This is a genomic window from Paraburkholderia phymatum (genome assembly GCF_038900715.1).
GTDB classification, from domain to species: domain Bacteria; phylum Pseudomonadota; class Gammaproteobacteria; order Burkholderiales; family Burkholderiaceae; genus Paraburkholderia; species Paraburkholderia phymatum_A.
Map to the genome: position 1 here is coordinate 183,743 of NZ_JAYMRZ010000010.1, position 24,114 is coordinate 207,856.

The following is a 24,114-nucleotide window of genomic DNA, read 5'->3' on the forward strand; positions in this document are numbered from 1 at the left end:
TGCAATTGCGGCGCTTTTTTATTGATCGCAGTCGTTGCAGATACAAGCGCTCAGCGTGCAGAGTTGCGTTTCTCTGGCGGCGTGTAGTCGATCGTGACGAATGCGCCGCCCTGAAAGCGCTGCGCGACAGGATCGAGCGGATTCGGCTTGGCGAGAATTTCGGCGGCGTAGTCTTCCGAGTTCTGGCGCGGCTGGTAGCCGAGACGCGCCGCGCCCGAATTGTCCCAGTAGCTGCGCGTGTTGTTCGACACGCCCCAGACCACCTCGAACCCGATATCCGGCACGTCGATGCAACGGTCGATCAGATGCAGGAAATCGTCATGACCGAGCCATGTGCTGAGGTGCCTGAATTCGGTCGGCTTCTCGATACAGCTGCCGATGCGGATGCACACGCTTTCGATGCCATGCTTGTCCCAGTACATGCGCGCAAGCGATTCGCCCCATGCCTTGCTGAGTCCATAGAAGCCGTCGGGGCGGAACGCGCAGTCGAGCGGCAGCTTGTCTTCGACGGGGTACATGCCGATTGCGTGATTCGAACTCGCGAACACGATGCGCCGCACGCCGTGGCGGCGCGCGCCTTCGTACACTTCGACGAGCGCACGCAGATTGTTTTCGATGATCTCGGCAAGCGGCCGCTCGACGCTCGTGCCCGCCAGATGGATCAGCACGTCGACGCCCCGCATCAGCCGGTCGACCACGGCGGGATCGCGCAGATCGCCGTGCATCACGTCTTCGCCGTCGAACAGCGGCGTGAGCGCGCGGGAACCCGCCGCCGAACGCACATTCACGCCGCGCCCGTTCAACGCGACGCGTAGGAAGCGGCCCAACTGGCCGCCTGCGCCGCTCAACGCAATCTTTTTCGTCATGGTCCGAACCTTGTGGCAAAGAGTTAGCAGGGCACTTCTCGACATCCGATAAGTTGTATTACAACACATCCGCGCGGCAATCGGGTCGAAGAAAAAGGCTGCGCCGAAACAGCCCGTGAAGCCCGTCCCGCAAGGCGCGGCGGCCTGTGACATGAGCCGACATAATTGATCGATGGCCTTCACGCGGCCGCACACCCATACTGCGTTCCGCGTGCTGAGCTGCAGAACACAACGAAACCGGCGATTCACGCAACCGTGAAATCGCCGATGCCGCCACCCGTGTAGCAACCCGCCATCGGACGATCACCCGCAATCTTCTGACCGATGACAGGACTTCACATGTTTGCTTCTCTTCACTCCGTTCGTGGCAAGACTCTGCGCAGCGCTTCGGCTGCACTCGCATTCAGCGCGATGCTGCTGAGCGGCTGCGCGGCAGCCAGCGTCACGAACACGGCCCAGTACGCGACGCTCACGCAAGCGAATCCGCAGAACGTCTACGTGTACACGTTCGCGAGCAACCCGGATGCGGTGAAGCTCGACAACAGCGGCATCGTCCACAAGCTGAGCGCGAGCTTCTCGGGCACGTCGCAAGCGTCGCAGCAGACGAAAGAAGCCGTCGCGGCCGGCGAGGAGTTGACGGACGAAGTGGTCGCGAAGCTGCAATCGATGGGCGTGCACGCGATCCGCACCGACGCGCCGCCGCCCGCCAACGAGAACGTGCTGATCGTGCAGGGCAATGTCGCGTCGATCGACGCGGGCGATCATCGCCGCCGCATGCTGATCGGACTCGGCGCGGGCAAGAGCGAAGTGAAGGCGCACGTGCAGGTGCTGTACAAGCCGGCGGGCGGCATGCCGCAACTCGTGCAGACCTTCGACGCCGATGCGAACAGCGGCCATATGCCGGGCGTCGCGGAAACGGCGGGTGTCGGCGCGGCGGCGGGGCACGTCGCGACGTCGGCGGCGGCGGGCGGCGCGTTGCATGTCGGTTCGGAGCACAAGGGCGACACCGTCACGAGCGATGCAAAGAAGCTCGCTGATTCGGTCGCGAAGCAGGTCGCGCAGATCGGTGTCGCGGAAGGATGGATGTCGAGCGATCTTGTGAAGTAAATCGCGTGAACTGATCTCTTGAAGTAAGCGCGACACGTTGCAGAAAACAAATGGCGATGCCGCATGGCATCGCCATTTTTCGTTGGGGGAGGTGACGCCTGCGCGTAGCCGCGCAATCAGCCTTCGCGGAACAGGAAGCTATAAGCGCTCAACGCGGGCACGCCGCCCAGATGCGCGTACAGCACCTTCGAGCCCTCGGGAAATTCGCCGCGCCGCACCTTGTCGATCATGCCGTGCATCGACTTGCCCTCGTACACGGGATCGGTCATCACGCCTTCGAGCCGCGCGCACAGACGAATCGCCTCCAGTGTGCCCTCGTTCGGCAGGCCGTATTCGGGGCCGCCATAACGCGTATCGAGCACGACATCTTGCGCGGTGATGTCGCGGCCCAGATCGACCCGTTCCGCAGTGTGCTTCGCGATACGCGTGATCTGCTCGCGCGTCTGCTCGGGTTTCGCGGATGCGTCGATGCCGATCACGCGATCCCCGCGCCCATCGGCCGCGAAGCCGACGATCATGCCCGCTTGCGTGCTGCCTGTCACCGAGCACACGACGATGTAGTCGAACCTGAGACCAAGCTCAGCTTCCTGCTGGCGCACTTCTTCCGCGAACCCGACGAAGCCGAGGCCGCCGAGCGGATGTTCGGAACAGCCAGCGGGAATCGCATACGGCTTGCCGCCCGCGGCGCGCACGCTGTCGAGCGCGTCTTCCCAGCTCTTGCGAATGCCGATGTCGAAGCCATCTGGCACGAGCCGCACATCGGCGCCCAAGATGCGCGACATCTGGATATTGCCGACGCGGTCATACACGGCGTCGTAATAGTTGACCCAATTCTCCTGCACGAGCACGCATTTCATGCCGAGATGCGCGGCGACGGCGGCGACCTGGCGCGTCTGGTTCGACTGGATGCCGCCGATCGACACGAGCGTATCGCAGCCTTGCGCGAGCGCATCGGGGATCAGGTATTCGAGCTTGCGCGTCTTGTTGCCGCCGAACGCAAGGCCGCTGTTGCAGTCCTCGCGTTTCGCGTAAAGCTCGACCTTGCCGCCGAGATGCTGCGAGAGCCGCTTGAGCGGCTGGATCGGCGTGGGCCCGAAGGTCAGGGGATAGCGGGGAAAGCGTTGCAGGTTCATGGTCGAGAGTCCGGTGGTCTGGGAAGGGTGCGCATCAGCGCTCGATGTTTGCACGCAAGCGAAGCCGCGCGCTGACAGACATGATAAAAAAGACCCAGCGAAATGAGCTTGCGAAATAAATCGGCCGGAGATACTTTCAGAAGGCGACAACCTCCATCAACATCCTTTTGTTTTTCATAAAGCCATATGTGCGCAACAAAATTACGCAAAACGAGTACAGGCACGAGTCCAGCCGAACAGACGCTGCTTTCGCAGCTCGATCGCATCGACCGTGCGATCCTCAAGCAGCTTCAGCAGGACGCATCGATTTCGAACGTCGCGCTCGCGTCGAAGGTGAAGCTGAGCGCGCCCGCCTGCTTGCGGCGCGTCGAACGGCTCAAGGAAATGGGGCTGATCCGCGCGACCGTCGCGCTGCTCGATCCGAAAGCGGTGGGCGCGGGGATGCTCGTTGTGATCGGCGTCGTGCTCGACCGCTCGACGCCCGAGACGTTCGCTGCATTCGAAAAGGCCGCGCAAAAGGTGTCGGGCTGCATGGAATGCCACGTCGTCACAGGCGAGTTCGACTATTTCATGCTCGTGCGAACGCGCGATAGCGAGAGCTTCAACCGTCTGCACGCGGAGCAATTGCTGTACCTGCCCGGCGTGCGGCAAATCCGCAGCTTCATGGTGCTCAGGGAAATCCTCTCCACGACTAGGTTTCCGCTTTGATACGGACAAAACGCCGCGACGTCAGGGTTTGAACGGCATGCCCGCGACGGCGCGCGCTTATACAATAACCGCGCGGACCAGGCCGCACGAGGCCGGATCGCGCAAGAAGGGACGAGCACACTTTGGGCGATGCGCGACGACGATAAACTCGCTGGCAACTTTGCCGGAACCAGCACGGAACCACACACCCCGCACGCGATGCAGTGCGCAGAGGCGAGCGGCATGGATGCGCGCGCCACTAGCCTCAGCACCGAATGGCTGCGCATGTGGGCCGGGTCCACCACCGACTACGCGATCTTCGCACTCTCGCCGGATGGCACGATCATCAGCTGGAACCGCGGCGGCGAGACCATTCACGGTTACAGCACGGACGAGATTCTCGGCCAGCACGTGCGCGTGCTCTACACAGAAGAAGACCGCCGCGCAGGCATGCCCGAGACGGGGCTGCAGCGCGCGCGTGACGAGGGCCGCTATGAAGACGAGGGCTGGCGCGTGCGCAAGGACGGCAGCCTTTTCTGGGCGAACGTCATCATGACCGCTCTGTATTCGCCCGACGGCGACCTGCTCGGCTATGGCCGCGTCGTGCGCGACATGAGCGACAAGAAGAAGGCCTACGATGCCGCGATCGAAAGCGACCGGCGCTTTCGCCTGCTCGTGCAGGGCGTGAGCGACTACGCGATCTTCATGCTGTCGCCGGAAGGCTACGTGACGAACTGGAACCCGGGCGCGCGGCGCATCAAGGGCTACACCGACGAGCAGATTATCGGCTCGCATTTCTCGTGCTTCTACACGCCGGAAGATGCCGCCGCGGGCGTGCCGCAACGCGGGCTCGCGACGGCCGCGCGCGAAGGGCGCTTCGAGGCGGAAGGCTGGCGCGTGCGGCGCGACGGCAGCCGCTTCTGGGCGCACGTCGTGATCGATGCGATACGCGACGATCATGGCGCGCTGATCGGCTTCGCGAAGATCACTCGCGATGTCACCGAGCGCCGCCAGGCAGCGGAACTGCTCGACCAGACGCGCCACGCGCTGTTCCAGTCGCAGAAGATGGAAGCGCTCGGCCAGTTGACGGGCGGCGTCGCGCACGACTTCAACAACGTGCTGCAAGTGCTGCGCGGCAATCTCGAACTGCTCGGCGCGCGACAGGACGATACGTGGAGCAGGGCGCGCATCGGCCGCGCGATCGAGGCCGTCGAACGCGGATCGAAGCTCGCGGCGCAACTGCTTGCGTTCGGGCGTCGCCAGGCGCTGCTGCCCGTCGTCGCGAATCTGCGCGACGTGCTGCGCCGCATGGAAGACCTGTTGCGCCGCGCACTCGGCGAACGCGTGCGCGTGAACATTCACGACACGCCTGCGGACGGCGAGCTGTGGAACGTGCTCGTCGATACGCATCAGCTCGAAAACGTCGTGCTCAATCTCGCGATCAACTCGCGCGATGCGATGCCGGCAGGCGGCGTGCTGACGCTCGAACTGTCGAATGCCGTGCTCGACAGGCGGGCCACGGCGGCGTCGCAGATCGAGCCCGGCGACTATGTGAAGCTGACCGTCGCCGATACGGGCACGGGCATGAGCGCCAACGTCGTCGAGCGCGCGTTCGATCCGTTCTATACGACCAAGCCCGAAGGACAGGGCACGGGCCTCGGCTTGAGCATGGCATACGGCTTCGTGCTGCAAAGCGGCGGGCATATCGAACTGTCAAGCACGCCGGACGTGGGCACGACGGTGACGATCTATCTGCCGCGCTCGCTCGAAGCGGTTGTCACGCGGCCCGACGAGCCAGCCGGCACGGAGCTGGAGGCGATCTTGCGCGGAGACGAAACGGTGCTCGTCGTCGAGGATGACCGGCGCGTGCAGCTGACCGTGGTCGACATGCTGTCGCAGCTCGGCTATAGCGTGCTGACCGCCAACGACGCATCGGAAGCGCTGACCGTGTTGCGCAGCGGCGCGAAAGTCGACTTGCTGTTCAGCGACATCGTGATGCCCGGGCCGCTGCTGAGCCCGGAGATGGCACGCCAGGCGCTGCTGATGCGGCCCGCGCTGAAGGTGCTCTTCACGTCGGGCCATACGCGCGACGCGACGGGGCTCGACGCGCAGATCCGTGACGGCGCCGATCTGCTGCAAAAGCCGTACAGCCGTTTGCAACTGGCGCGCAAGCTGCGCGACATGCTCGACGGTGCCCCGCACGCGACGCGTGCCGACGAGCCCGCCACGACTCGCGTGTTGAGCATACTCGTCGTGGAAGACGAGCCGGATGCGCGCGACGCGCTGTGCGAACTGCTCGGCATGCTGGGCCACAGGTACGAAGCGGCGGGCGACGCGGAAGAGGCGCTGGCGTGGCTGCAGCGTCAGCCGTTCGATGTGCTGTTCACCGATCTCACGTTGCCCGGCATGTCGGGCCTCGATCTCGCGCGCAAGGCGATGGGGATGAAGTCGGCGGAGAGGGTCGTATTCGCTTCGGGTGCCGAAGCGCCGTTGCACGACGCATCGCTGACGTTCGCATGGATTTCGTTGCGCAAGCCGTATTCGTTCGATCAGCTGAAGCACGCGCTCGATCAGCACGATCAGCACGACTAGTGCGCGAGATTCATCGTCTTGCATTCGACGGCTTTGGCTTCTTGCCGTCGTCTCCTTCAATTCTTGCCGCTCTCTCGCACTGCTTCCCGATGCGCGACGGTTCCCGCCTCGCGCAACGCCGCGACGATGGCCGCGTAAGCGCGATGACGCGTCGCCTCATCCGGCGCGCGCAACGCAAACGACGGGTGATACGTCGGCACGACATGCCGGCCGCCGTGTTCGAGCACCTTGCCGACGACGGCCTGAAGCCGCGCATCGCGGTCATCGAGGATCGCCTTCAACGCGGTCGCGCCGAGCGCGACGATCACGCGCGGTCCGACTGAACTCAGCTCGCGCTCCAGCCAGTAGTGACATGCATCGATCTCGCGCTGCGCGGGCGTCTTGTGCATCCTGCGCTTGCCGCGCGGCTCCCATTTGAAATGCTTGACGGCATTCGTCACGTAGACATCGTGGCGGGCCACGCCCGCTTCTTCGAGCGCATCGTCGAGCAACTGGCCGGCGGGGCCGACGAACGGCTTGCCCTGCTGGTCCTCCTTGTCGCCCGGCTGCTCGCCGACGAGCATGATCGGCGCGCGCTTCGGCCCGATGCCGCCGACGGCTTGCGTCGCCTTCGACCACAACGCGCAACGCCGGCAATCGTCGAGGCGCTCCGGCTGCTGATCGGGCTCGACGTCCGCATCGTTGCGCGCGGCGCGTTTCGACGAAGCCGTGTCATCGGATGGCGGAGTGGTTTTGCGAGTGCTCATGACGTCGTTAGAAAATGTGCGCGCTGCATGTATCGTCGATGCGAGCAATAGATGTTCCTTCGCGCGTCACGTGCAAGGTCACGTTTCCATTCGTGCTTCGACATAGCCTGCATCAACGCAGCGGAATGCTTTTTGCGGCACGACAGAGCGGGGCAGTACCCGAATGATGACCCACTCTGGAGGCCAATATGAGCACACTGAATCCCGACGATGAAGGACGTCCCGTGGCGCGACAGACGGGGCACGACAACGCATCGCTTGGCCCGAGCGATTCTTCCGATAGCGGCAGCGACGTGACGGGCGCGAAGCGTCACGACTTCGACAAGGAAAACGAACTCGACAATCACGCGCTCGAAACAGGCGAAGCCGAACTCGCGAGCGATTCGGATCGCGCGGGCACGGGCGAACGCGCATCCGCCGATGGCGATTCGACGCTCGAACAGAACGAGGACATCGATGTGGATCGCGTGATCGGCGCGACGGGAGAGGACGAGCCGGAAGAAGGCATTACGGATGAACTGGCCGAAGGCTCCATCGAAGACACGCAAATCGATGACGAACAGAACGAGCAGAACGAACAGAACGACCAAGGCGAGCGAAAGACCTGATGCATGACGATGCGCTGCATGATCGCAGGGCAGCGCGCGCGGGCGCGTGCCTTGCTCAATTCAATGCGTAATTCAACGCGTAGGGGACGGCAGAGCACCGCCGTCCCGGATCGGACATAGTCTGAAAGAAGGGAGGCATCATGTCGCTCATCGTTGCCGCACGATTCACCACTTTTCCGGCAGCCGAAGCCGCTGCCGAACGGCTTTTTCGAGCCGGTTTCGTCGAAGAAGACGTGTCGCTGTTTTTCGTCAATCCGCGCGGGCAGCACGCGCGCTATCCAATCGGCGGAGACCAGAACAAGGACGCCGATTCCGTCGATGCGCCGAAAGGCGCGGGCATGGGCGTGACGGTCGGCGCGGTGATCGGCGCGATCGTCGGCGTCGGCATTTTTACGGCGTTTTCAGCGCCTGTACTGGTGTCCGCGATCGCGGCCGGGGTCGGCGCGTATATCGGCTCGCTGATCGGCGCGATGTACCGGACGCGCGACAACGGCAAGGACGTGAGGCCCGAGCACGTTCACTACGAACAGCGCGACTCCGGCGTGCTGCTCGCCGTCCACGTGACGCCGGAATCGCAGCAGCAAGCCGCGCAAGTGCTGGGCGATGCAGGAGGCGCGTCGATCGAGCGTGCAACGGGGCGCTGGCAGCAGGGACGCTGGGCGGATTTCGATCCGACACGCCCGCCGCAGCCGATGCGAGCCGAACAGTCTGTCGGGGACAGACCGCGCGAACGGCATGCGTGACAGACGACAGAGCGTCTATCGAAAAGTCAAATACGGCGATATAGACGAAACGAACGCAGCGCGCGGTATCGATGCCGCGCGCTGCGTTCTTTCATTGGGCTTTCGCCGCGTTCGTTGCCCTTGTTCAGTGTGTTCAGGGCAGGCGCGATGCGATACGGGTCAATGAGGAGTCAATGAGCCGGATTGTTTACGCGTTTGGCGATGCAATGCCGGGCGGCTCCTCGCCTCGTCCGCTCGCGCGATCAGCGGCCTTGGTCCTCGTCTTCTTCATCATCCAGGTCGTCCTCGATTTCGTCTTCGTCTTCGAGCAGGATCCGGCCCATACCGACGCCCACATCCTTGTCCGCGTAAGGCTGGCGCGGGGCGTTTTCGTCCGGGGCGTAATTCTTTCTGACCATTGGCAGCTCCATGAAGAAAGGTGAACGGACCGGCAGAGGGAGCAGGCAGCGCGCCTGCATCCTTCGGCTGGCTGGCTATACATGATGCTCTCGTGCGATCCGCGCGACCAGTGGTAAGTGATCCGATGCAACACGCGCGAGCATGCTGCGATGCACATGTACATCGAGCAGGCGGCTTGCCGGATGCATCCAGATGCGGTCGAGCGCGAACACGGGAAAGCGCGACGGAAACGTGCGAGGCGCGGGCGCGGCGCGAAAATGCGTGACGAGCATGCGCAGCGCGTGGCCCCAGACGAACCATTCGTTGATGTCGCCCACCAGGATCACGGGCATGCGCGGCGTGTCGAACGCGGCGATCAGCGCGCGGATCTGCGCGCGGCGCTCGCGCGCCGAGAGGCCCAGATGCGTCGCGACGACGCGCAGCGCGCCCGCCATGCTGCTCGCGCCTCCTGTTTCGACGTCGACATCGAGCGCGCCGCGCGCTTCGCGCCTGCCGAACGACAGATCGAGCGCACGTGTTGCGCGGATCGGCAAGCGGCTCAGGATCGCGTTGCCATAGCGGCGCGCGGGCGTATCGAGCGTCGGACCGGCGATGGCCTCCATACCCGTCGTTTCGCGCAAGATCGGCAGCGCATTCGGCGCGAAGCTGCCGCCCAGCGGGACTTCCTGCAATGCAACGACGTCCGCGTCGAGTTCGCCGATCACGGCGGCGATCCGCTCGGCCGAACGCACGCCGTCCGTGCCGATCGCGCCGTGGATGTTGTACGTCGCGATGCGCAGCGCGTGCGCGTCGACATGGGGCGCTGCGTCGGGCGCTTCGGCGTGCTGGTTCAGTTGCGTGTCGTTCATCTGCGGCGCGCGAAGAGACGTTGCAAGGCAATCGACAGTCCGATCAGCGCCGCGCCGATCAGCGCGACGAGCCCGAGCCCGGCCGCAGTCGGATGCCGGACGGCGGCGACCAGCTGATGCGCGAAGGTCGTTGCGAGCACGATGCCGGGCGCCATGCCGAGCGCCGTGCCCGCGAGAAAATCGCGCAGCCCGATATGCGACGCGCCCGCTGCGAGATTGATCACGGTGAACGGCGCGATGGGGACGACGCGCAGCACGATCACCGCGATGAGCCCTCTTTTGCCGAGGTTTTCGCTGATGCGGTTGAGGCGGCTGCCCGCGAGCCGTCGCACGGCGTCGTGACCGAGCGATGCGCCCGCGTAATACGTGATGAACGCCGAGATCATCGTGCCCGTGAACGCGTAGGCGCTGCCCGCGAGCGCGCCGAACACGAAGCCGCTGACGGCGATCAGCAGCGTGACGGGCACCGACACGCTCGCGGCGATTGCATACACCGCGACGATTGCAAGCGGCCCGAGACGCGACGCATGCAACTGTTGCGCGCCGTGCACGAGCGCGGAAAAGCTGATCGCGTCGCGAAGCGGCGTGAAGCGCCACAGCACGGCGAGCACGACGACGATCAACGCGAGCGCGCCGAACGCGAGAAGCTTGCCCGTCAGCGGACGGCTGCGCTCTTCCGGCAGAAAGTGCTGCACGAGCTCGTGCGGCGCGATGGGCGCTTCGGCATCGAGCACGGACACGCGTGCCGCCAGATCTTCGAGATCGCCGGACAGGACGGGATCGAGCGGCATCAGCGTGCGCTTGCCGTGGCGCAGCGTCGCGATGGCCTCGTTGAGTCGCTGCGTGTCGAGCGCGCGTCGAACGTCGTCGGGCGACACGTCGAGATGCTCGGCAAGCAGCCGGTCGCGCACCGACGCGATGGCCGCTTGCACACGCGGCTCGCCACGCGCGTCGAGCGCGATGTTGCATTCGGTGTCGAGCACCATCGAGCGGTTGTTCAGGTTCGCGCTGCCGATGATCAGCAATTCGTCGTCGACGATCATCAGCTTGCTGTGCACGTTGATGATCTGTCCGCCGATGCTGCCGATGGTCGGCGCGTACATCGCGTAACGTCCGTGACCGTCGGCGCGCTTCAGCGATTCGTGCAGCTTCGCGCGCAGCACGCCCATCGTCGCGTCCTGAAGCCAGCCGCTTTGCCGCTCGGGCCCGACCACGGCGATATCGGGGCCGCCGCTGTCCGCGAGCCGCGCGGCGAGGCTCGCGCCGACGCGGCTCGCAGTGAAGTACTGGTTCTCGATATAGACGCTGTGCTTCGCGGCTGCAATCGCATCGAGATACAACTGCTGGATCTGCGCGACGACGGGCCGTCCTTCATACTCGGGCTCCGTCAGCGAGATGCCGAGTTCGACGTCTTCGATATCGGGGACGACATCGGCGGGCCAGATGTGCATGCGATCGTGCGCGTCGCGTGCTTCATGTGCTTCGTGCGGTTCATGCGCTTCGTGCGCCGGCGTGTGCGAGAGGTCGAGCGGCTTGCCCGTCGCGCGCTGCCAGCGCTCGCGCACGAGCACGCCGACGGCGCGCGCGGCATCGCCGTCGAACATCGCCTGTACGTCGTGCATCGGTTGATAGGGTGCATCGTCGGCGTTGCGGCGCAGCGGCGCATCGGGGTCGTGCGCGGGCGTGTCCCAGCGCGAACGCGTGAGGTCGATGCCGCCCGCGAACGCGAGCGCATCATCGATGACGACGATCTTCTGATGATGCGACGCGCCAAGCGGATGACGTCCGTCCTGGCGAAAGCGGATGCGCCGATGCGTGCGCCAGCCCATCTTGTACACGGGCAGCCATTCGCGTTCGAACGCGTAGAGCATCGCGAAGTCCCACGCGAGAATATGGATGCGCAAGTGGCGGTTCTTTTCCGCGAGCGCGCAGAGGAAGTCCGCGAGCCCGGCGGGCAGATCGTCCTGTGGTTCGCCGGGAACGAGCTTCAGGCGGCTGTCGATATCCCATCCGACGATGTAGATCGAATGAGTCGCGCGCATCATCGCGGCCCGCAGCGTCGAGAAGTAGTCGGCGGCGTCGATCAGGATGCGAAAGTGGTCGGCTTTTTCTCGCTGCTGGCAGTTGCGCGTGGGACGGAGCAGCGAGCGCGCGGCGTGTCGAGAGGACAATTGTGGTGTGACGTTGAGGGCTTGATTCATCGGTGCGCTGTGCGTTTTGTTGAAACCCTCGCTATGTATTGCGGGTCATGAAACGTCATCGGATAGAGCAAATCCCATTCCTCCGTCATGCTGCTGCGCAACCCCGCACATGACAGGAACACCGCTTGCCGCACTACAAAAGGCACGTAGCAGCAACCAACGAAAGGAGGTCGCAAGTGAATCAGAAGTCGACACAGAACCAGCCTGCTAATCCTCGTCAACCGAATCGCGATGGTGGTCAGCAACAGCAAAATCAGAAGCCACCTCCACATCAGGGCGGGCAGCGGCAACCGTGTCCCAGTAGCGTGCGAAGAGCGGCACCACGGACAACCTGGCGCCGCATGCAAAGCTTTCAGCCGCGCATGTAGATCTTCCAGAAGCAGCGCGAGCAGCAGAAGGAGTACCCACATGGAGCACACTCAAAAGACTCAAAGGACTCAAAGGACCCAAGCGACGCAATCGGGCGATCGGTCTAAGACAGGCACGACGACAGACCCCGGCGAGCCGACGGAAACGATGAAGTCCACGACGCCGCAGCGTTCGAATCCTCATCCGAAGCAAACGGCCGAGGTGCCGCTCGGCACGGGCGATCATCCGGAACCGCCGGGCGGCGGCGGACGTCCTTCGCATCGCGCCGCGTCGACGAACAGGCGCGACGAGTAGCTTCACTACATCGCTTCACTTTTATCTATCGCATTGCGCTTCGCATCACGATGCGAAGCGCAATGCATATGCGTGCCTATTCGGACTCCGCAAGCCGGATCGCGTCGGCGATGTCCAACGGCTTGCGCATCGCTTCACCCAGCGCGCCGATCTGCCGGTCGCGATTGCAGCCCACTGCGGCAACCAGCTTTCCTTTTTCGGCGAGCAACGCAATGAATTCGAACGTATCGGGCGTCCCCGTGAAGATCGTGTCGTCCCAGTGCCGTGCATGACCGAGATAGTTGAAGTTCTTGCCGAAGTGATACGTCCAGAAGAACGGCACGAGCGGCTCGCCTGCGGGTAGACCGAGCATCGCGCGCGCGGCGAGGCGCGCATGTTGTTGCGCGACGCGCCAGTGTTCGATTCGCACGCGCCCGCCGCCAAACGCCTGCAACTCGAAGCGCGCGACGTCGCCTGCTGCGTAGAGACCGTCCGCCACGCGCATCGACGCATCGGCATTGAGGCTTCCATCGTCGTTGCGCGTCACGCCTTCGATAAAGCCGGTCGCGGGCGTGACGCCCATGCCGACGACGATGAAATCGCACGACAAGGTATCGCGGTTATCGAGCGTCACGCGCAAGACGCCGTCGTCGGCGTCGTTGCGCTCGACGGCCTGCGCGCGGCGTCCCATCCGGAAGCGCACGCCATGCGCGTCGTGCAGCCGCATGAACAGCCTGCCGAGATCCGGGCCGAACTGCTTTTCGAAGGGCACGTTCCCGGGTGAAACGATCGTCACACGCAGCTTGCGCTCGCGCAGCGCCGACGCCACTTCGAGCCCGATGAAGCTCGCGCCCAACACGACGGCGTGCTCGCTTTGCGCAGCCGTTTCGACGAGCTTTCGCGCATCGTCGCGATTGCGCAGCAGACGAATGCGCTGCGCCACGCCATCGCCGTCGATGCCTTGCAGCGAAGGACGCTTCGGCACGCCGCCCGTTGCGACGAGGGCCGCGTCATACCGGATCGACGGCGCGCTGCCGATATCGATGCGCCGCGCGCGCGCATCGAGTGCCGTGACGTTGGCCTGAATCACTTCGATTGCGTGCGTCGTGAAGAAATCGTCGGGCAAGAGCAGTGGAATGTCGTCGGGCGGCATTTCGCCGGACGGCACGAATTTGCTCAGCACCGTGCGGTCATAGGGTGTGCGCGGCTCGCGGTCGATCAGCACGGTGCGTCCCGCGAAGCCGAATTCGCGCAGTGCAGCACACGCGGCGGCGCCCGCCGCGCCCGCGCCGACGATCGCAAATGTGCGTTTGTCAGCAGATGTGGATGCGGAGGCCGTGGCCCCGCGTTCAGTCGGCTGAGGTTCCGGCGTGTTGCTCACGAGCACGTCGTCCTGCGCGAGCTGTACCGGATAGCGCGTCAGCGGCAGCAACGCGGGCGGCTCGATGATCGCGCCGCTCGCGATGTCGAACGTTGCCTTGTGCCACGGACACACGAGCCGGCCATCGCACAGCGCGCCCTGTTCGAGCGGCGCGCCCGCATGCGGACATTCCGCGCCGTATGCATGGACCGCTTTGCCCGAACGGATCAGCAGAATGGGCGTGCCGTTTGCGTCGACGCGCTTCATGCCGTTAGCGAGATCGGAGAGCCGGGCCACCTTCTGCATGTCGCTGGTATGGGTCATCGTTTTCCTCGGTCGAATCCGCGGCGCAGCGGTGCGGTGCGTCGATCCACTTGCTTTACGCAAGCGCCATGCCGTACAAGATTCGAATGCGCAGCGCACACGCATGTGCGAATGCAGCACGACGCAATGCGATCGCGCAGGTGATCGCGCAGTTGTCATTGCGAGCATCGCGCGAGCGTCATATGGGCACATCGCTTGCATGTCGTTCGCACGCGCCGGCTTCTGTCAGGTGAGCGCCAACACCACCGCGATGCCGTCGCCAGGTTTTGTCACGGAGGAACAGATGAAGGACATCGGCCACGATCCGTTGCGGCGCGCAGCGCCCGCTGCGTGGTACATCAACAGCGAACTGCGCCTGAACGACGGCGAAGCGGATGCCGAGTCGGGGCCGCCGATGCGCTATGCGCTCGTGCCCGCGCTGGAGCGTTATCTCGCGACGGTGCGCTATGCCGATGAAGAGTCAGCGAGCCGCGCCGCGACACTCGATGCGTTGCGCGCTCGCGGCATGGACTGGCTGCCGCTTCCGGGACGCGGCGAAACGGCGACGCGCTGGCGCGGTCTCGCGGCCGTCGCGGCGTGCGATTTGTCGCTCGTGAAGCTCTACGAAGGCCATACCGATGCGCTCGCGATTCTCGCGGAGCTGCAACGCGCCGATCTCGCCGATGACGGCAGCTGGGCCGTATGGGCCGCCGAGCCGCCCAACGGCAAGCTGATCGCGCGCGATGCAGGCGGCGATTCGTTGATGCTCGAAGGCATCAAGCCGTGGTGCTCGGGCGCGCAGCACGTCACGCATGCGCTGGTGACGGCATGGCGCAGCGGCGAGCCGGTGTTGGCCGCCGTCGAACTGTCGCAAGCCGCGATCGCCGTCAATGTCGGCGACTGGCAAGCCGTCGGCATGCGCGCGACAGGCACGGGCGCGGTGCGCTTCGACGGCGCGCGCGCCATCAAGGTCGGCGAGGCGGGCGCGTATCTCGCGCGTCCCGGTTTCTGGCACGGCGGCGCGGGCATCGCCGCCTGCTGGTACGGGTGCGCTGCGGCGCTCGCGTCGGTGCTGCGCGACAGCGTCAGGCGCCACGCCGATCCGCATGCGTGCGCGCATCTCGGCGCCGCCGATGCCGAACTGTCCGCCGTCGCCGCGCTGTTGCGCGAGTCGGCTGCATGGATCGACGAGCATCCGCGCGACGACGCGCAGCAATGCGCGCTGCGTGTGCGTGTCGCCGTCGAGCAGGCGGCCGGGCAGGTGATGGAGCATGTGTCGCGCGCGCTCGGCGCGGTGCCGTTCTGCACGAACGGATGGTTCGCGCACGCGATCGCCGATCTGCCCGTGTTCCTGCGGCAGAGCCACGCGGAACGCGATGAATGCGCGTTGGGGAAGACGCTGCTCGATGAAGAAGACGCGGGCGAGCACTGGAAGCTCACTCACGAATGAAGCGTGAATGACGTGTGAATCACGCGCGAATCGCGAGCGAACGAAGCGCGAATGAAGCGTGAAAGAGCGCACATTCCGCACGACGCACACGACACGAAAAACGGCACAACGACAACACAGGACTCCGCATGTCATTGCCCGCGGCCTATTTCGACGCGCTGTATCGACAGGACGACGATCCCTGGCGCTATCGAAGCAGCTGGTACGAACGGCGCAAGCGTCTGCTGACGGCCGCCGCGTTGCCGCGCGAGCGTTACGAGTGCGGCTTCGAGCCCGCGTGTTCGAACGGCGAGATGTCGCTGCTGCTCGCGCAGCGCTGCGAGCGTCTGAGTGTTTGCGACATCAGCGCACACGCGGTGAGTCTCGCGCGCGAACGTCTCGCCGATACGCGCAACGTGACGATCGAATTGCGCGCGATGCCGCAAGACTGGCCCGACGAGCGCTTCGATCTGATCGTGATCAGCGAACTCGGCTACTACCTGTCGCGCGCGGACACCGTGAACCTCGCGCAACGCGTGTACGCATCGCTGACGGAAGACGGCACGCTCGTCGCGTGTCATTGGCGACATCCGTTCGAAGACAGGCTGCAATCGGCCGGCGACGTTCACGCGGCCTTCGGTGCGCTGCCCGCGTTGACGCATCTCGTGCAGCACGCGGAGCATGATCTGCTGCTCGACGCGTGGTCGAAGGATCGCCGCTCGGTCGCGCAATGCGAGGGGCTTGCATGATTGGCATCATGATCCCCGCGCACAACGAAGAAGAACTGCTCGCCGATTGCCTGCAAGCCGCGCGTGTTGCGTCCGCGCATCCGGAGTTGCATGGCGAGACGGTTCGGATCGTGGTCGCGCTCGATAGCTGCACGGACGGCTCGGCGGCGATTGCGCGCTGTTTCGACACGCACGCGTTGACGCTCGATGTGCGCAACGTCGGCAAGGCGAGGGCGGCGGGCGCGACGGCGCTGCTGGTACTGGGCGTGCGCTGGCTCGCGTTCACCGATGCCGACAGCCGCGTCGAGCCCGACTGGCTCGTTGCGCAACTGGCGCTCGGCGCGGAAGCGGTGTGCGGTCCCGTCACGATCGACGACTGGGGCGCGCACGATGCGATGACGCGCGATGCGTTCTATCGCGCGTACCTGAACGCCGATGGTCATCGGCATGTTCATGGCGCGAATCTGGGCGTGTCGGCGCTCGCCTATTGCCGCGCGGGCGGATTTCCGCCGCTTGCGTGCAGCGAGGATGTGGCGCTCGTCGGGCTGCTCGTCGCGACGGGCGCGCGCATCGCGTGGAGCGCGGCGCCGCGCGTGGTGACGAGCGCGCGGATCGCATCGAGAGTGAAAGGCGGGTTCGGCGATACGCTGACTGCGCTTGCCGCGCCGTGAGCGCACGTCGCGCTGCCTGGCTCAGGCGTTATCGACGGGAGTCGGTCGCAGCCGCCTCATAGCGCGCGAGGAACATATCCGCCGATGTTTCGGCAATCGCCTTCTGCTGAGCGGCCGTCAGCGGAGGCTGTCCCATCGTCACCTGAGGCCAGAACGCGAAGCCCTTCACGAGACTTTGAAGCTGCTGCGCGGCGAACGCGGGATCGTGCACGGCGAGGCGGCCATCAGCGGCCGCTGCGCGTATCCAGACGGTCAGTCCTTCTTCGCGCTCGCCGATGCGCGCGATCATGTCCCGCGCGCGCTCCGGCGAATGAATGCCCGCCGCGATCGCGACGCGCGCCAGCGACATGAACGCTTCGTCGCTCAGCAGCCGCATCTTCTGCGCAAGCAATTCGAGAAGCTGGGGACGCAGCGGCGCGTCCGCGCGATAGCCGGGCGATTCGCCCGCCGCGCTCGCGTCCCATAGCTGCTGGAGAATCGCTGCGAAGAGCGCTTCCTTGCTGGGGAAATGGTTGTAGACCGTGCGCTTCGACACGCTCGCGCGCGCCGCAATGCGGTCCATGCTGGTGGCCTCGAAACCGGATGCGCGAAATTCGTCGATGGCCGCTTCGATCACGGCCGCGCGCTTGCGGTCGGTCAGACGTTGTGGGGTGGCGCTCTCGTCCATCATTCGATTTTACACCGATGGGTTTACTTTTCGAGATAATAAACTACACTGTGCAGTCTACCTTTGACTCCATGACGCTTCGAATGAACTCGATCATCGGCAACCTCAGTCAGATTCTGGGTTTCGCAGCGGCAGAGCGCGGACGCGCGCTGTCCAGCACGTCGCCGCAGCACGACGGGCAACGCTTTCGCAACGTGAAGCCGCGGCCCGCGCAAGGGCTGCACAAGACGCTGCGCATCATGTGGAATGTGCTGCTCAACAAGCCCGACGGCACCGCGCCCGCCGGTCCGCTGCCCGTCGATCCGCTGACGCGCGCGGACCTCGACGCCGCGCCCGACAGAAGCCTGTTCCGGCTCGGCCATTCGACGCTGCTGCTCAAGCTGCGCGGCCAGTTCTGGCTGACCGACCCCGTTTTCGCGGAGCGCGCGTCGCCGTTCAGGCGGATGGGACCGAAGCGCTTTCATGCGCCGCCCATCGCGCGCGACGCGCTGCCGCCGTTGCGCGGCGTGATTCTTTCGCACGATCACTACGACCATCTGGATCGCGAGACGGTGCTCGCGCTCGCCGAGACGACGGGCGTGTTCGTGACGCCGCTCGGCGTCGGCGACCGGCTGATCGAGTGGGGCATCGATGCGTCGAAGGTGCGCCAGTTCGACTGGTGGCAGGGCGTCGAGATCGACGGCGTGCAGTTCACGGCGACGCCCGCGCAGCATTTCTCGGGGCGCAGCCTGTTCGACGGCAACAGCACGCTGTGGGCGTCGTGGGTGATCGTCGACGGCGACTTGCGCGTGTTCTTCAGCGGCGACACCGGCTACTTCGACGGCTTCAGGACGATCGGCGAGCGGCTCGGCCCATTCGACGTGACCTTGCTCGAAACGGGCGCGTACGACGCGCAATGGCCGTACGTCCACATGCAGCCCGACGATACCGTGCAGGCGCATATCGATCTGCGCGGCCGCTGGCTCGTCCCGATTCACAACGGCACGTTCGATCTGGCGATGCATCGCTGGCAGGAGCCGTTCGAGCGTGTCGTCGGACTCGCCGCCGCGCGCGGCATTGCGCTCGCGACGCCGCGCATGGGCGAGCGGCTCCATCTGGCGTCGCCGCATCGGGGCGAGCGGTGGTGGCGCGAAGTCGTCGAGGTTGTCGAAGTGGCCGGTGCGCGCGAGCCATCGCGCCGCCGCGTGGCGTGCCGGCCAGCGGGGCAGAGCAATACATGACGGTTGGCCGCAACGCATAACGGCCGCAACGCATAACGGCCGTAGCGTGAGGCGCCTTTTCTGCAAAGAGAGGCGCCTCTTTTTTGTCTGGCGAGCATCCGGTTCGATTGCAGGCAGGTTCATGCAGCATCCGGCGAAGCGCGCTAAGGTATCGCCTCAGTCTCCTCGCGCGCCATTGCGATGGATGCGCGAGCCTTCAATGTTCACGGAGCGTCATCAGATGAGCGAAACCACGCAGTTCTGGATGGTCGAAGGCGCGCCAACGCCCGTCGGCCCGTTTTCACACGCGACGGAATCGGGCGGCTGGGTGTTCGTCACGGGCCAGATGCCCACGTCACCCGACGACGATGCGGCGCCGTTGCCCGAAGGCGTCGCCGCGCAGACCAAACGTGTGATGGACAACCTGGTGCTGGTGCTCAAGGGCATGGGTCTCGGGCTGGAGCACGTCGTGTCGGCGCGTATCTTCCTGACCGAGTTCAAGCGCGACTACGCGACGATGAACGCCGTCTACGCCGCGCATTTTCCACCCGGCCGCCTGCCTGCGCGGACCTGTGTCGGCGTGACGGGACTCGCCCGCGATGCGCTCGTCGAAATCGATTTCATCGCGCGCCGTCCGGCTTGATGTCTGGCTGATGTCAGGTTGATGCCGGACTGAAACGCCCAGCGCTTCGCTACAGCCGAGACATCCGATGTCCCACTCCGTCGAACCGTCAACGCGGCGCGATTTCCTGCTGCGCGCGCTAACGCTGCCGCTCGCCATGTCCATGCCGTCATTCGTCCACGCGCAGCAAGCGCCGCTGCCGCGCGTCGAGCGCCGCGCGATTCCGTCGACGGGCGAAGCGTTGCCCGTCGTCGGCTGCGGCACGTGGCGCACGTTCGACGTCGGCGACGACACGAACGGCCAGGCGCGGCTCGCGCAAGTGCTGGACGTGCTGTTCGCGGCGGGCGGCTCGGTCATCGATTCGTCGCCGATGTACGGCTCGTCGGAAGCCGTCGCGGGCACGCTGCTCACGCGGCTCGACGCGCATCGCAAGGCCTTCGTCGCGACCAAGGTGTGGACGCAGGGCCGCGACGCGGGCATCGCGCAAATGGAGGAATCGATGCGCCGTTTGCAGCAGCCGCGCATCGACCTGATGCAGGTGCACAACCTCGTCGACTGGCGCACGCAGATCGCGACGCTGCGCGACTGGAAGGCGCGCGGACGCATCCGTTACATCGGCATCACGCACTACACGTCGAGCGCTTTCGACGAAGTCGCGAGCGTGATGCGCAGCGAAAAGCCCGACTTCGTGCAGATCAACTACGCCGCCGACGACCGCGACGCCGAAGCGCGCATCCTGCCGCTCGCGCGCGATCTGGGCATCGGCGTCGTGATCAATCAGCCGTTCGGCGGGGGCGGGCTGCTGTCGCGCGTGATGAAGCAGCGGGTGCCCGCATGGGCCGCCGATATCGGCTGCACGACATGGGCGCAGATCCTGCTGAAATTCGTGCTCGCGCAGCCGGCCGTGACCGTCGTGATTCCGGGCACGGGCCGGCCCGAATACATGACCGACAACGTTCATGCGGGCGTCGGCCCGTATCCGGACAAGGCGATGTGCAAGCGGATCGTCGAAGCCGTCGGCGCGTGACCCTTCACGACGCAGACGAGGACGCGGACGCTTTCAGCAACACAGGCTCGCTGCGATAGACATCGGGGAACATCTGCTTCAGCTGGTCGATCTTCGGCATATCGTTGATCGCGATATACGGATAGTCCGGATGCCGCACGAGGAAATTCTGGTGATACGCCTCGGCGGGATAGAAGCCCTTGAATTCCTCGACGCGCGTGACGATCGGCGCGGAGAACACTTTTGCGCCGTTCAGCTGCGCGATATAGGCCTGCGCGATCGTGCGTTGCTGCGCGTTCTGCGGAAACACGGCCGACCGGTACTGCGTGCCGTGATCGGGGCCCTGGTAGTTCAGCTCGGTCGGATTGTGGACGACCGAAAAGAAGATCTGCAGCAGTCGGCCATAGGTGATCTGCGTCGGGTCATACGTGATGCTCACCGACTCCGCGTGCCCCGTGTCGCCGCCGCTGACGGTCTCGTACTGCGCGGTGCCCGCCGCGCCGCCCGAATAGCCCGACGCGACCTGCTTCACGCCTTTCACGTGCTCGTACACCCCCTGGACGCCCCAGAAGCAGCCGCCCGCGAACACGGCCGTCTCCGTGTGCGCGCCGGCGGCTTTTTCGTCCTGCGTGGGCGGCGGAATCCTGACCGCCTGTTCCGCCGATGCGACATGCTGCCAGGCGACCGCGCCCACGCCGAGCGCGATCAGCGCGATCACTCGGCCCGTCGATGTGCGGGTCCAGCCCAATGCGCTAGTGATGAGTTTCATGTTCATGATGAATGGTCCTCGAATACGCGTTGCTGGCGATTTGTCCATGGATACGCTGCGCGATCAGCCGAACGTGAACGCATAGGCTTCGACACCCGGATCGAGAAACTCGATCGCGAACGTGTGGTCCGCCACGTCGCCCGATTGACGCACGAGCTGATACAGCCGCTGTTCGGTGACGACGCCCGTGCCGTCGGCTTTCACGTCGGTGCCGCGCGCGTCGCCGGGAACGGCGCCGTCGATCGTCACGCGAAAGCGCACCGGCTTGCCGTCCGCACCCGGGCCGAGCACCAGATGCAGATCGCGCGCATGGAATCGGTAGACGATGCGTCCGTCCGGCGCGGCGAGCGTCGCGTGCTCGGCGCCCACTTTCCACGTGCCCGCGAGCCCCCAGTCGTTCACGCCAAGCTTCGACGGCGCGGCGTAGGCATGCGTGCGGTCCGCGGCCGCGCCGCCCGGCGACACGAAGTTCTCGGCGCGCTCGTAGCCGATGTACGTTTCGGGCGACTGCATGTCGTTGCCGTCGGCGGCCGCCTCGACGCCATTGGCGCGCTGCGAAAGACCCGTCGTCACTTTCAGCGCGTCGGGATGGCCGGCTTCCGCGAGCAGTTGCTGGATCACTTTCTCCGACTGCTCATATTCGCCTTCGCCGAAATGATGATGACGAATGCGCCCCTGCGCATCGACGAAATAGTGCGCCGGCCAGTACTGGTTGCCGAATGCGCGCCAGATCGCGTAGTTGTTGTCGATCGCGATCGGATAATCGACGCCGAGATCGTGCGACGCCTTCTTCACATTGTCGATATTGCGCTCGAACGCGAACTCCGGTGCATGCACGCCGATCACGACGAGCCCCATGTCACGATACTTCTGCGACCACGCCTTCACATACGGCAATGTGCGCAGGCAGTTGATGCACGAGTACGTCCAGAAGTCGACCAGCACGACCTTGCCGCGCAGCTGCTCATTGGTGAGCGGCGGCGAGTTCAGCCATTGCACGGCGCCCGTCAACGCCGGCAGCGTGCCTTCGACGGGAAGCGGTGCCGCTGGCATCGATGCGCGCATCATCGCGCCTGTGGCGGCCTGGTTGGTTTCGCCCGGCTTCGCATTCGAAGCGTCGGCGGCGGGTTGCGTTGCGTTCGTTGCGTTCGCTGCGTTCGTTGTGTTCGTCGAGGCCGTCGTGTCAGTGGCACTCGCCGTGTTCGCGCCGCTCGTGGCATTCGCGGCTTTCATTGCGTCGCTTGTGCCTTTGGACGGCGACAGCGTGTCGACGAGATGCTGTTCGAGCCCGCCCGTCGCCACCGTCGACACGCGGGCAAGCACGCCCGTATCGAAGCCGAGCGCGATCGCGGCGACGCCCGCCAGCATTGCCGCGCCGATGCCGCGCCGCACCCATTCGCCCGCGCCGAGCGAGCGCTTCATCGCCGTGAAGACGCGTCCGCCGATCAGCAATGCGATGGCAAGCGACGTCGCGGCGCCCGCCGCATAAGCGAGCAGCAGCAGCGTGGTGCCGACGCTTGCGCCGCGCAACGCCGCGCCCGTGAGCACGAGACCGAGGATGGGACCGGCGCACGGCGCCCACAGCAGGCCCGTCGCGATGCCGAGCAGAAACGACGAGCCGATGCGCGGCTTGTCCCCATCCGCCTGGGCCAGCGCGGAGAGCCGGTTGCCCGCGCTGACGAGCGGGTGCATCAGACGGTCGGCGAAACGCGGCATCAGCAGCGTCAGGCCGAACACGCCGAGCAGCACGATCGCGGCCCAGCGGCCGTACTGGTTCGCTTGCGTGACCCATCCGCCGCCGATAGCCGCGAGCGTCGCAACGAGCGCGAACGTGAGCGCCATGCCGCCGAGCAGCGGCAGGCCGCTGCGCGCGAACGGCTGGTCGGCGCGCGCGAAAACGAAGGGCAGCACGGGCAGGATGCACGGACTCAGGATCGTGAGCGCGCCGCCGAGGTAAGCAAGAACGATGAGTAGCATGATGATTTGCCGATGGATCGTGCGGAATGAGGGCGTCGAAAAAGCGCGTCGAAAGGGTGTCGAAAAAGACCTTGAGACAGGGCTTCGAAAAAGGGCGTCAGCCGGCTTGCGGCGCGAAGGTCATCGCCAGGCCGTTCATGCAGTAGCGCAGTCCCGTGGGCTTGGGGCCGTCGTCGAACACATGTCCCAGATGCCCGCCGCAGCGGCGGCAATGCACTTCCGTGCGCACCATGCCGAACGAACCGTCTTCGCGCGTCGCGACGGCGTGATCGAGCGGCGCCCAGAAGCTCGGCCAGCCGGTGTGGCTTTCGAACTTCGTGCGCGACGAGAAAAGATCGAGCTTGCAGCCGGCGCACGCGAACACGCCGCTGCGATGCTCGTCGTTCAACGGGCTGCTGTATGGGCGCTCGGTGCCTTCCTCGCGCAGCACGTGATACTGCGCGGGCGTGAGCATCTGCCGCCATTGCGCGTCGCTATGCGCGACCTCGAAGCGCCCGGACGTGCCGCTCGCCGCGTCGCCGGCGTGCGCCGGGTCCGCTGCGAACGCGCGCCACTGCGTGAGCGCGGCCAGCGCGGCGAGCGCGCTGCCGCCCGATAACAGGAACTGCCTGCGGCTTTTCATCGTGTGCTCCTTCGTGCAACTCGATTGAACGTGGCCGTAGCGTAAGTCCGCCGTGGTATCGGGGTCCTCACGGAAACTTAAATTAATTGTGATAACTCGGCGGCCGAAAATTCTGCACAATGGCTAGGGTCTGTTTGCATATGAAACGTACATGCGAACGCCCGAAACCGGCCGCAGGGCAAGGAGCAA

22 protein-coding genes and 1 pseudogene are annotated in these 24,114 nt (G+C 65.2%); 12 read left to right on the forward strand and 11 right to left on the reverse strand.

The window, feature by feature from the left end:
* Nucleotides 1-50: 50 nt before the first annotated feature.
* A complete protein-coding gene (locus VSR68_RS19860) occupies nt 51-866 on the reverse strand; it encodes an NAD(P)-dependent oxidoreductase (RefSeq protein ID WP_342941464.1) in 816 nt (271 codons plus the stop codon).
* Between the two features lie 339 nt (nt 867-1,205).
* Here VSR68_RS19860 and VSR68_RS19865 point away from each other — a divergent pair, with 339 nt between their 5' ends.
* Nucleotides 1,206-1,973, forward strand: coding sequence for a DUF4410 domain-containing protein (locus tag VSR68_RS19865; RefSeq protein ID WP_342941465.1), 768 nt, complete (start codon nt 1,206-1,208; stop codon nt 1,971-1,973).
* A gap of 116 nt (nt 1,974-2,089) precedes the next feature.
* Here VSR68_RS19865 and VSR68_RS19870 read toward each other — a convergent pair whose 3' ends face one another.
* Nucleotides 2,090-3,106, reverse strand: coding sequence for a 1-aminocyclopropane-1-carboxylate deaminase (locus VSR68_RS19870; RefSeq protein WP_342941466.1), 1,017 nt, complete (start codon nt 3,104-3,106; stop codon nt 2,090-2,092).
* Between the two features lie 186 nt (nt 3,107-3,292).
* Here VSR68_RS19870 and VSR68_RS19875 point away from each other — a divergent pair, with 186 nt between their 5' ends.
* Nucleotides 3,293-3,814: an Lrp/AsnC family transcriptional regulator gene (locus VSR68_RS19875; RefSeq protein ID WP_342941467.1), complete on the forward strand. Its 522-nt coding sequence runs from the start codon at nt 3,293-3,295 to the stop codon at nt 3,812-3,814.
* Nucleotides 3,815-3,943: 129 nt separating this feature from the next.
* Nucleotides 3,944-6,385 carry a PAS domain S-box protein gene (locus VSR68_RS19880; protein WP_342941468.1) on the forward strand — a complete coding sequence of 814 codons (2,442 nt, stop codon included), beginning with the start codon at nt 3,944-3,946 and terminating at the stop codon, nt 6,383-6,385.
* 56 nt (nt 6,386-6,441) lie between these two features.
* Here VSR68_RS19880 and VSR68_RS19885 read toward each other — a convergent pair whose 3' ends face one another.
* Nucleotides 6,442-7,164: a UdgX family uracil-DNA binding protein gene (locus VSR68_RS19885; protein ID WP_342941565.1), complete on the reverse strand. Its 723-nt coding sequence runs from the start codon at nt 7,162-7,164 to the stop codon at nt 6,442-6,444.
* 155 nt (nt 7,165-7,319) lie between these two features.
* Here VSR68_RS19885 and VSR68_RS19890 point away from each other — a divergent pair.
* Nucleotides 7,320-7,598 (forward strand): annotated as a pseudogene (locus VSR68_RS19890) (chemotaxis protein); the annotation flags it as partial.
* 281 nt (nt 7,599-7,879) lie between these two features.
* Nucleotides 7,880-8,482 (forward strand): hypothetical protein, encoded by a 603-nt coding sequence (locus VSR68_RS19895; RefSeq protein WP_342941470.1) that lies wholly within the window; start codon nt 7,880-7,882, stop codon nt 8,480-8,482.
* A gap of 242 nt (nt 8,483-8,724) precedes the next feature.
* On the opposite strand, the gene VSR68_RS19900 is transcribed toward VSR68_RS19895, so the two are convergent.
* From VSR68_RS19900 to VSR68_RS19910, 3 genes are all read right to left on the reverse strand, one after another.
* Complete coding sequence (locus tag VSR68_RS19900) at nt 8,725-8,880, reverse strand: hypothetical protein (RefSeq protein ID WP_342941471.1); 156 nt, start codon at nt 8,878-8,880, stop codon at nt 8,725-8,727.
* 75 nt (nt 8,881-8,955) lie between these two features.
* Nucleotides 8,956-9,729, reverse strand: a complete 774-nt coding sequence (locus VSR68_RS19905) for an endonuclease/exonuclease/phosphatase family protein (protein ID WP_342941472.1) — start codon at nt 9,727-9,729, stop codon at nt 8,956-8,958.
* On the reverse strand, nt 9,726-11,930 hold the full coding sequence (locus tag VSR68_RS19910; protein WP_342941473.1) for a VTT domain-containing protein: 2,205 nt from the start codon (nt 11,928-11,930) through the stop codon (nt 9,726-9,728). The genes VSR68_RS19905 and VSR68_RS19910 overlap by 4 nt, the downstream gene beginning before the upstream one ends.
* 516 nt (nt 11,931-12,446) lie before the next feature.
* Between VSR68_RS19910 and VSR68_RS19915 the strand changes: the two genes are divergently transcribed.
* On the forward strand, nt 12,447-12,593 hold the full coding sequence (locus VSR68_RS19915; RefSeq protein WP_342941572.1) for a hypothetical protein: 147 nt from the start codon (nt 12,447-12,449) through the stop codon (nt 12,591-12,593).
* 76 nt (nt 12,594-12,669) lie between these two features.
* Here the strand turns inward: VSR68_RS19915 and VSR68_RS19920 are convergent, their stop codons facing one another.
* A complete protein-coding gene (locus VSR68_RS19920; RefSeq protein ID WP_342941474.1) occupies nt 12,670-14,256 on the reverse strand; it encodes an FAD-dependent oxidoreductase in 1,587 nt (528 codons plus the stop codon).
* Nucleotides 14,257-14,539: 283 nt separating this feature from the next.
* Here VSR68_RS19920 and VSR68_RS19925 point away from each other — a divergent pair, with 283 nt between their 5' ends.
* From VSR68_RS19925 to VSR68_RS19935, 3 genes are all read left to right on the forward strand, one after another.
* Entirely contained in the window at nt 14,540-15,685 is a 1,146-nt protein-coding gene (locus VSR68_RS19925; RefSeq protein ID WP_428983541.1) for an acyl-CoA dehydrogenase, read from the forward strand.
* A gap of 128 nt (nt 15,686-15,813) precedes the next feature.
* A complete protein-coding gene (locus VSR68_RS19930) occupies nt 15,814-16,413 on the forward strand; it encodes a class I SAM-dependent methyltransferase (protein ID WP_342941476.1) in 600 nt (199 codons plus the stop codon).
* Nucleotides 16,410-17,063 (forward strand): glycosyltransferase, encoded by a 654-nt coding sequence (locus tag VSR68_RS19935; RefSeq protein WP_342941477.1) that lies wholly within the window; start codon nt 16,410-16,412, stop codon nt 17,061-17,063. The genes VSR68_RS19930 and VSR68_RS19935 overlap by 4 nt, the downstream gene beginning before the upstream one ends.
* A gap of 28 nt (nt 17,064-17,091) precedes the next feature.
* On the opposite strand, the gene VSR68_RS19940 is transcribed toward VSR68_RS19935, so the two are convergent.
* Nucleotides 17,092-17,730: a TetR/AcrR family transcriptional regulator gene (locus tag VSR68_RS19940; protein ID WP_342941566.1), complete on the reverse strand. Its 639-nt coding sequence runs from the start codon at nt 17,728-17,730 to the stop codon at nt 17,092-17,094.
* Between the two features lie 83 nt (nt 17,731-17,813).
* Here VSR68_RS19940 and VSR68_RS19945 point away from each other — a divergent pair, with 83 nt between their 5' ends.
* The 3 genes from VSR68_RS19945 (at nt 17,814) to VSR68_RS19955 (ending at nt 20,578) form a co-directional block, all read left to right on the forward strand.
* The gene (locus VSR68_RS19945; protein WP_342941478.1) at nt 17,814-18,950 is read left to right on the forward strand and encodes an MBL fold metallo-hydrolase; all 1,137 of its coding nucleotides are present in this window, start codon (nt 17,814-17,816) and stop codon (nt 18,948-18,950) included.
* 220 nt (nt 18,951-19,170) lie between these two features.
* Nucleotides 19,171-19,572 (forward strand): RidA family protein, encoded by a 402-nt coding sequence (locus VSR68_RS19950; RefSeq protein WP_342941479.1) that lies wholly within the window; start codon nt 19,171-19,173, stop codon nt 19,570-19,572.
* A 67-nt stretch (nt 19,573-19,639) separates the two neighbouring features.
* A complete protein-coding gene (locus tag VSR68_RS19955; RefSeq protein ID WP_342941480.1) occupies nt 19,640-20,578 on the forward strand; it encodes an aldo/keto reductase in 939 nt (312 codons plus the stop codon).
* Nucleotides 20,579-20,582: 4 nt separating this feature from the next.
* On the opposite strand, the gene msrA is transcribed toward VSR68_RS19955, so the two are convergent.
* From msrA to msrB, 3 genes are all read right to left on the reverse strand, one after another.
* Nucleotides 20,583-21,332, reverse strand: a complete 750-nt coding sequence (msrA, locus tag VSR68_RS19960; protein WP_342941481.1) for a peptide-methionine (S)-S-oxide reductase MsrA — start codon at nt 21,330-21,332, stop codon at nt 20,583-20,585.
* A gap of 57 nt (nt 21,333-21,389) precedes the next feature.
* Nucleotides 21,390-23,303 carry a cytochrome c biogenesis protein DipZ gene (locus VSR68_RS19965; protein WP_342941482.1) on the reverse strand — a complete coding sequence of 638 codons (1,914 nt, stop codon included), beginning with the start codon at nt 23,301-23,303 and terminating at the stop codon, nt 21,390-21,392.
* A 97-nt stretch (nt 23,304-23,400) separates the two neighbouring features.
* Complete coding sequence (gene msrB / locus VSR68_RS19970) at nt 23,401-23,925, reverse strand: peptide-methionine (R)-S-oxide reductase MsrB (protein ID WP_342941483.1); 525 nt, start codon at nt 23,923-23,925, stop codon at nt 23,401-23,403.
* Nucleotides 23,926-24,114: the final 189 nt, after the last annotated feature.